Here is an 8,063-nt window from a genome sequence, read left to right on the forward strand (position 1 = left end):
CTATCATGGCTATCAGAATCAAGCTAAGACCCAAGCGTGAAAAATCACTAGAGCGCAAACACCCATGGGTTTTTGCAAGTGGTATACATAACATTAAAGGTAAACCGCAAGCGGGTGAAACTGTTGATGTTGTTGCGCATGATGGCCATTGGTTAGGACGTGGTGCTTGGTCTCCAGAGTCGCAAATCCAAGTGCGTGTATGGACTTTTAATAAAGAAGAGCAAATTGATAAAGACTTCTTCATGCGCCGTGTTCAGCGTGCTCAAGCTGGCAGAGATGCGTTAATTGCTGAACAAGGCCTAACGGGTTACCGCCTTATTGCAGCTGAATCTGACGGCTTACCAGGTATTACTATCGATAAATATGCCAATGTATTGGTCTGCCAGTTATTAAGTACTGGTGCTGACTTTTGGCGTGACACTTTAGTAGAAGTATTAGCTGAACTTTACCCCGACTGCGCTATTTACGAACGCTCAGATGTAGATTCTCGTAAAAAGGAAGGCTTGAAACCTGTAACTGGTTTATTACACGGTGAACTTCCTGAAATGCCAGTTATTATCGAAGAAAACGGCATTAAAATTTCTGTTGATGTGACTAAAGGGCATAAGACTGGCTTTTATTTGGATCAACGAGATAACCGCGCTATAGCGGCTCGTTTCGTCAAGGGTAAGTCAGTATTAAATTGTTTCTGTTACACAGGCACATTCGGCTTGTATGCTGCCAAAGGTGGCGCAGCCAGCATCGAAAATGTTGATGTGTCAAAATTAGCGCTAGATACTGCTAAATTGAATATGGAAATTAACGGTTTTAATGATGAACATGTTAACTATCATGAAGCTGATGTTTTCAAGCTATTACGTCAGTATCGTGATGAGGGTAAAACCTTTGATGTGATTGTGTTAGACCCTCCTAAGTTTGCCGATAATAAAGCGCAATTAAATGGTGCATGTCGTGGCTATAAAGACATTAATATGATTGCTATGCAATTACTAAATCCTGGTGGTATATTGCTGACATTCTCATGCTCTGGCTTAATGGCCGCAGATCTATTTCAAAAAGTGGTTGCAGATGCCGCACTTGATGCTAAACGAGATGTGCAATTTATTGATAGATTAAGTCAAGCTAGCGATCATCCGATTGGTAGCGCATTTCCTGAAGGTTTTTATTTGAAAGGTCATGTTGCTCGCGTCTTCTAAAGGAATAATGACGTTTAGAAGAGTGAATTAAAAGCTACTTACAAGGTAGCTTTTTTTATATTCGCTATTTAGCGTATTTTGATTAATGATTACAGTAGCCAACATATGATTCATAACTTGATTCGTAACAAGAGTATCTAAAGAGCTTGAAGCTCAAATTTAGCAGTAAAAAGGTGTAGAAGATGAAAATACTACTTAAGACAATTACGGTAATTGCAATAATGCTCTCTAGTATTTCGGTTCAATCACATGAAGGGTATGAGCTGACAACGTCAAACGGTGGAACCTACATTAAAGCGTTCAATTTTGATAATGGTCAGAGTGTTGTGATTGCTGAGGGGCGTATTGAGCCAAGATCTATTGGTTCAATAAGTATTAAGCTATACAAAGATTTAAATGTTGGTGATTTTACTCAAGGGATAATTATACCAAGAGACGGAACCATATTGTCAGTAGCAATTGTTGAAGATACTGCTGCTAAACAAAAACTGAAAATCACCACTGTTACAGCAGGAAGTGGTAATTACCAAGATGATGTGTTCATCTGCGTTAGTGACAATCTCGTTTCAAAGTGCGGCTAATCTTGGGCATAGGGACGTTTGGCCATAGGAACTCTTGGCCATAGGAAGTTAGCCGTTCGTGATGTGCCTACCTGACACACTTAGTGTAACCTTTTAATTTAATGTGTATTAAAGACAAAAAAGCCGCTAATGCGGCTTTTTGTTTATGTTAATAACGGTATTTTATTAGCTAACTTAGCCAGTAAAGGCCTAAACTGCTCATACACGCCAGTATCATGCTTGCCTCAAAAAACGTTTTACTACCCAATAAGCTTTGCTTTCCTTGCTTTAAGCTTGCGATAAACTCATTCTGCTTATATAGCCTGCAGGTAAGTTGCTCAGTTTGAGGGTCTATTAAGAGCTGTAATCGACAAGGTTTACCATTTTTAAGTTCAATTTTATGGGTGCTTCTTTGTCCAAAATTAACTTTAGTCGATACAAGTTTGTCATTCACTAATACACGCTCTAAGCCGATCCAGTCACTCGCCAGTAATTCAATTTTTTCCTGATGTAGATGATATTTAAAACTCGTCATGAGTGTCTCCTTGGCCTGTGAACCTACCTTAAGATAAGCAGACAAATGTGACGTTTTCCAGTGAGAAAAATGAAGTTTTTTTGAATCAAAGGGTATGTGTCTGTTGAGGCTAAAGAATTTATTTTAATTATTTTTTATTGACAAAAATCGCTTTTGAGCTAAGCGTTTTATTAGAAGGTAGTTATTGTGAGGGCTTTACAAACTCTTTTAAAACAGTGGTTTAATTTTTTTGTATGATGTTTTATTCAATATTTGTCAAGCCACAATAATGACCCAATAAATCACGCCAGCTGACGATTCCAACCAATTCAGACTCTTGCAAAACAGGAAAGCAGGTAATTCCTTTAGTTAGCATTAGTTGAGCTGCGCTATCGATATCGAGTGAAGGGGGAACTGTGATCGGACCATGTGCCATAACCTGATGTACACGTTTATTAAGGGTCTCAATATCGCGAGTGAGTTCTGCAGCTGTGCCTAAATTAGGACTGATGGCATTGATTAAATCAGTACGGGCCAAAATCCCAGAAATTGTTTTGTCTTCATCCACGACCACTAAGTGATGAAAAGGCACATTATCAAATATTTCTTTGGCAGTGCTAATGCGATCATCCATTTCTACGGTGACAACCCTTGGGCTCATAATTTGCTCAATTGTGACCATGATGTTCCTCCTTTTCAATTAATCTAGTTATATCAGACAATTGTAAAGTGAACAAATCATCCCAAGGTTTTATCAATGATCTAAATAAATGATTCTATTAATGCTTGATAATATTTAATTAGTATAGCTTTAACCTTTTCTATCGTGATTTAAATGATATTCAATGTAGCGTTGTCTTTTTTTAGGTTTAAGCGCACGTACATCAACGAGTACCAAGCCATCTATACAGTTACCAAAATCTGTATCGATACCGAAATCCAAAAACTTGACCCCTTCATCTTGGCACAGTTCACCGTATTGTTTATAAAGAGGTGGCACCGCAGCCCCCATATTGGCTAAGGTGTGTTTAAGTACCTTAAAACAACTTGAATAGTCATCTTCCGTATACAAGCGGTTTAATTGGTGTAGGCGCTCATCAGTGTACTGATATGGGGTATTTGACTGAGCAAGCTTATCTGGCATAGCAAAATGCTGTTGGTAAAAATGAACCATCATTTCTTTCGCTTGCTCAGGTAGTTGATCGCTGATTGAAACAGGTCCAAATAAATATCTAAACTGTGGATTTTTAGCTAAATATGCGCCAATGCCTAACCATAAATAATCTAGGCTTCGCTTTCCCCAATATTTTGGCTGAACAAAACTTCTGCCCAATTCCAGTCCATTTTCAAAGTAAGGCGCAAATTCTTCGCTGTAATTAAATAAAGATTGGCTATACAGGGACGTTTTACCACGTTGTTGATGGACTTGTTTAGCACTGGCAAATCGATATGAACCAACAATTTCTAATGCATCTTTATCCCACAATACTAAGTGTTGGTAATAAGGATCGTATTGATCATTATCACGACGATGGCCGCTTCCTTCGCCTACCGCGCGAAACGCTATTTCGCGTAAGCGTCCAATCTCTCGCATGATTGGACTGCAATCATTGTGTTGATATAGAAATATTTGTTTGTTGTCGTTGGTTTCACCTAATAATTCACACTGTTGTAGGGCATGTTGAAGCTCGCTACGCGACTCAGGGTGGGCGATAGCATTTTGAGTGGCAAATATTGGGCTACGATCTTTGCCGATGCGATAAAGGTGGTTTTTAAGTAACTGCACTTTAGTTTTACGGGCAAAATCATTACTGGTGACGGCTTCTTTGGGGATTAACTTACCTATACGAACTGGCATGGTCCGCTTAGATTGCTTGAACATCTCTTTGACTAATAGCAAGCTTGCCAGTGGCTTGTAAATCATTGATGCACCATAAAAAGCAGCGGAGTTTTTTGCATCAACATACATAGGTAATAAAGGCGCATTACAGGTATTCGCCATTTTTAAAAATCCTGAATGCCACTTTAAATCAGTCACGCCGGAGGGACGCAATCTTGACACTTCACCGGATGGAAAGATGAGCACTGCACCTTCATTTTTAAGATGAAGGTGAATATTTTCAAGATGCTGTCTTGGCGTGCCACCAGACATGTTATTTACGGGTAAAAGCAGCGAATGCATAGGCTCTAATGCCATTAGCAGTTCATTGGCTACCACTTTAATATCTGGCCTGACTTGGCTAATAAGTTTGATTAGCGCTAACGCATCAAGTGAGCCAATAGGGTGGTTAGCGTAAATGACTACGCGCCCTTCAATAGGAATATTTTCGATTTCATTACTGGGTACTGAATAGTTAAAGTCGAAACAATCGAGAACATGTTCTACAAAATCTACCCCCTTTTAAATAAGCAAACTCAGCGGCAATTTCATTACATTGCTTTTCATTAAGCAAATAGCGCAACATGGCTTTGGTTGGCGTGGCAAGCCATGGTGTTTGATTTAGTTTTGGTAAGTTCTTTTTAACTACGTTCTCTACGGTAAAAATCATAATAATGACCTTTCTATTCTTTTATTATTTTTGCGAGTTTTAGTCATTACTGTGACCATTACTCATGGCAAATGACTAAGCTACTTTTTGCTTATATTCATCAGCATGCTGTGCATTCAGTTGGAATTGCTTCAGCACTTTTGTTGTGGATGCTTCATCGCTCCAACGTAACAATTGCAGCTCGCCTGTGAGGGTTTCGGCAATTAAGGTGCAGTTTTCAACCCAGTCGCCATCATTGGCGTAAATAATGTCGTCATGAAGCGATAGTTCTGGCTGGTGGATATGGCCGCAGACTACGGCTTGAACGTCTTGAGTTTTGGCATAACGCAGCACTGCATCGCGATACATTTCGATCGCGTGCTGGGCTTTGTTAACCCTGAGTTTTACGTAGCTCGGCAATGACCAATATGAAAATCCGCAAGTGTGTCTTATTTGATGTAACTTACGATTAAGAAATAATAAAACGTCGTATAAATGATCCCCGAGTTTTGCGTAAGTACGGCTGATACAAACTTCTGAGTCGAATTGGTCGCCGTGAAGTATGAGGATTTTTTCACCAGTGATACATTGATGAATATGTTGGTTTGCCATGCTAATGCCCCATAGATGAAAGTCGGTATAGGACTTAAAGGCTTCGTCATGATTACCAGGGATATATTTTATTTGGATGCCATCTTTAGCGAGTTGAAGCAGTTTTTGCAGCACTAAATTGTGGCTCTCAGGCCAGTAAACTCGTTTTTTTAGTGCCCAGATATCAATGATATCGCCAACCAAATAAATCTGTTTAGCTTCAGTTTGAGTAAGTAAGTTCAGTAAAAACTCTGCCTTACAATCAACACTCCCAAGATGGACATCAGAAAGCCAAAGGGCATTGAATTTTTGTTTGATGTTGGCAGGAGGGAGAGCATTACCATTTGCCAGATTTGCATTGGAAAATGGGTTAAAGCTTGCTTTGCTATCAACATGACTTTGAGACATTTACGCATCGCCTATCAATGGATTTCAAGGCTAGCTTATGGCAAGTTTTTGAATAATAGATGACGTCAATATGTCAGATTGGTGACATGGTTAAATAATTGTTAGTGATTATGGGAGTGATTACTGGTTAGTGAGTAAGGGAAAGTGAAGGGTAGTTATTCAGTCGTTTAAGATACTCTTGTCATTACTAGCCAACAGATATAAAAAAGGAGCAACTGATTCCAGTTACTCCTTTAAATAAGACGGTTAAGTCAGTCGCCATTAGCGAACCGATTTATTAACTTGTTATAGAGTGTCTCTTAAATAAGTCTTATTTAGCTGCGTTAATGATAGCGCGAGCCATGTCGTCAGCCACATCACCAGTGGTGCGGTTATCTTTTTCAGCTTCATCAAAAATTTTGATTAGCGTGTTGTAGATGTCTTCAACTTTAGCGGTCGATTTAGCCGCGTCATAATCACTTTCAAACGATACGTTGATGATACCACCTGCATTAATCACGTAATCTGGTGCGTATAAAATGCCTTTTTCTTTTAGCGTTTCACCGTGACGCACTTCTGCTAGTTGGTTGTTTGCACAACCTGCAACGATGGTTGCTTTTAATAGCGGAATCGTGGTGTCGTTAATCGTTGCACCTAATGCACATGGCGCGTAAACATCAACGTCTTGGGTGTAAATATCTTGTGGTGCAACTACGGTAGCGCCGAACTCTGTAGCCACTTTATCTAAAGAGGCTTGATGAATATCAGTAACGATTAGTTCTGCGCCTTCTTCATGTAAATGTTTACATAAGTAGTAGCCCACATGACCAACACCTTGTACTGAAATCTTAAGGCCTTTAAGGCTGTCTAGGCCACGTTGATGCTTAACCGCTGCCTTGATACCTAAATACGTACCAAGTGCTGTGAAAGGTGATGGGTCGCCACTCTTACCTTCAAGACCTGCCATGTAAGGTGTTTCTTGATGCGCAATCATAATATCAGCAGTTGAAACACCGACGTCTTCTGCTGAAAAGTACTTGCCACCTAAGGTATGAATACAACGACCGAATGCACGGAACAGTGCTTCACGATCGGTTGTTTTAGGATCGGCAATAATGACTGATTTACCACCACCCATAGTTAAACCAGCAAGGGCATTTTTGTATGTCATGCCGCGAGAAAGACGTAATACATCGTTGACTGCTTCATCATCTGAATCGTAGTTCCACATACGACAACCACCTACAGCTGGGCCAAGGTTAGTGTTATGAATTGCAATAATTGCTTTTAAGCCACTTTCTTCATCGTGACAAAAAACGACTTGTTCGTGGTTATCAAACGATACATGATTAAATAAAGCCACTTGTGATCTCCGCTGTGCGATAAAAAAGTCGTTAGAGTGATACGGGATAACGACTGGTTGTTATTATTTATTGCAGAACGATAGCATTTAGCGATACTCTCAACAAAGATAGATTCATATAATTTTGTGATCTACGTGGCAATTTAGCTTGCCACTTTACGTAAACGTAAACTTTTTATGCGTTTCGTTACATTTGTCACCTTTTTATAGGTGTTAATGTTATTTTTATGATGACAAATATAACAATAAAATAGGAAGAAAGAATGACCGAGTCAGTGGCTGAGCCGAAAACAGAACAACAAGATCCTGAAGTTCAAAGACAACAATGGGTCCAAGCGCAATTCCAAAAAGCCAATCGTTTCCTCGCTGAGAAAGGGGTCATCCCGTCAAAAGTACTTGCTGATGAAAGCCGTTATTTAGTGCCTTATCTTGCAATTTGGAAAATGGAATCTAAGCAACCAACTAAGCAAACATTTTGGGTTATGTCCGGTGATTTACCTTCAGATTACGTCGATGTGAAAGTCGCTGGCACCGCTCGTGAAGCGATTCGTCATTTCTCAATGATGTGGCAACTTAAAGCCGAGAACTTGCATAAGTCCGGCGCTACTCGTGATGAAACCCAATTAAAATTTGCTAACTTGTTAGTCTCTCGTGCTGAGAGCTTATATAAAATGCAAAATGATGAAAAATTGTGGGAAGGGCAAGCTTAAGCTTTCTCGTTTAAGTATTCTCGATTATGTTTGAGCTTAGCAAAATTACGTAAGAAGCTAGCGATATGTCGCTACACATTAAAAAGGCACCTATTATAGGTGCCTTCAGATTAATGACAAACCCCCACTTTTTTTAAAGTGGGGGTTTTATTTTATTGGTTTATACGCATTTCACGACGTTTATTTAAAAACACATCTTGAGCAATATTGTTGG

General features: G+C 39.5%; 8 protein-coding genes and 1 pseudogene. 3 read left to right on the forward strand and 6 right to left on the reverse strand.

What is annotated here, in order from left to right:
- Positions 1 to 5: 5 nt before the first annotated feature.
- Both L2735_RS14365 and L2735_RS14370 read left to right on the forward strand, forming a co-directional pair.
- On the forward strand, positions 6 to 1,196 hold the full coding sequence (locus L2735_RS14365) for a class I SAM-dependent rRNA methyltransferase (protein WP_248985370.1): 1,191 nt from the start codon (positions 6 to 8) through the stop codon (positions 1,194 to 1,196).
- A gap of 182 nt (positions 1,197 to 1,378) precedes the next feature.
- Positions 1,379 to 1,777 (forward strand): PliI family lysozyme inhibitor of I-type lysozyme, encoded by a 399-nt coding sequence (locus L2735_RS14370; RefSeq protein ID WP_248985371.1) that lies wholly within the window; start codon positions 1,379 to 1,381, stop codon positions 1,775 to 1,777.
- Between the two features lie 169 nt (positions 1,778 to 1,946).
- Here the strand turns inward: L2735_RS14370 and L2735_RS14375 are convergent, their stop codons facing one another.
- From L2735_RS14375 to L2735_RS14395, 6 genes and pseudogenes are all read right to left on the reverse strand, one after another.
- Entirely contained in the window at positions 1,947 to 2,291 is a 345-nt protein-coding gene (locus L2735_RS14375) for a hypothetical protein (RefSeq protein WP_248985372.1), read from the reverse strand.
- 241 nt (positions 2,292 to 2,532) lie between these two features.
- Positions 2,533 to 2,955 carry a CBS domain-containing protein gene (locus L2735_RS14380; protein ID WP_428848317.1) on the reverse strand — a complete coding sequence of 141 codons (423 nt, stop codon included), beginning with the start codon at positions 2,953 to 2,955 and terminating at the stop codon, positions 2,533 to 2,535.
- Positions 2,956 to 3,081: 126 nt separating this feature from the next.
- Positions 3,082 to 4,611: pseudogene (gene olsF / locus L2735_RS14385) on the reverse strand (bifunctional ornithine lipid synthase OlsF); the annotation flags it as partial.
- 13 nt (positions 4,612 to 4,624) lie between these two features.
- Positions 4,625 to 4,819: a hypothetical protein gene (locus tag L2735_RS20240; RefSeq protein WP_487250618.1), complete on the reverse strand. Its 195-nt coding sequence runs from the start codon at positions 4,817 to 4,819 to the stop codon at positions 4,625 to 4,627.
- Between the two features lie 75 nt (positions 4,820 to 4,894).
- Entirely contained in the window at positions 4,895 to 5,797 is a 903-nt protein-coding gene (locus L2735_RS14390) for a UDP-2,3-diacylglucosamine diphosphatase (RefSeq protein ID WP_248985374.1), read from the reverse strand.
- Between the two features lie 310 nt (positions 5,798 to 6,107).
- The gene (locus L2735_RS14395; protein WP_248985375.1) at positions 6,108 to 7,139 is read right to left on the reverse strand and encodes a Glu/Leu/Phe/Val dehydrogenase dimerization domain-containing protein; all 1,032 of its coding nucleotides are present in this window, start codon (positions 7,137 to 7,139) and stop codon (positions 6,108 to 6,110) included.
- A gap of 263 nt (positions 7,140 to 7,402) precedes the next feature.
- On the opposite strand from L2735_RS14395, the gene L2735_RS14400 reads away from it, so the two are divergent.
- On the forward strand, positions 7,403 to 7,849 hold the full coding sequence (locus L2735_RS14400; protein ID WP_153913511.1) for a DUF4826 family protein: 447 nt from the start codon (positions 7,403 to 7,405) through the stop codon (positions 7,847 to 7,849).
- Positions 7,850 to 8,063 lie beyond the last annotated feature (214 nt).

It is taken from the genome of Shewanella olleyana (assembly GCF_023283825.1).
GTDB lineage: Bacteria > Pseudomonadota > Gammaproteobacteria > Enterobacterales > Shewanellaceae > Shewanella > Shewanella olleyana.

What these genes read in the sequence shown, in the direction of transcription:
- L2735_RS14365 (WP_248985370.1), top strand. Translation starts at nt 6, where the DNA reads ATGGCTATCAGAATCAAGCTAAGACCCAAGCGTGAAAAATCACTAGAG.
- L2735_RS14370 (WP_248985371.1), top strand. Translation starts at nt 1,379, where the DNA reads ATGAAAATACTACTTAAGACAATTACGGTAATTGCAATAATGCTCTCT.
- L2735_RS14375 (WP_248985372.1), bottom strand. Translation starts at nt 2,291, where the DNA reads ATGACGAGTTTTAAATATCATCTACATCAGGAAAAAATTGAATTACTG.
- L2735_RS20240 (WP_487250618.1), bottom strand. Translation starts at nt 4,819, where the DNA reads ATGATTTTTACCGTAGAGAACGTAGTTAAAAAGAACTTACCAAAACTA.
- L2735_RS14390 (WP_248985374.1), bottom strand. Translation starts at nt 5,797, where the DNA reads ATGTCTCAAAGTCATGTTGATAGCAAAGCAAGCTTTAACCCATTTTCC.
- L2735_RS14400 (WP_153913511.1), top strand. Translation starts at nt 7,403, where the DNA reads ATGACCGAGTCAGTGGCTGAGCCGAAAACAGAACAACAAGATCCTGAA.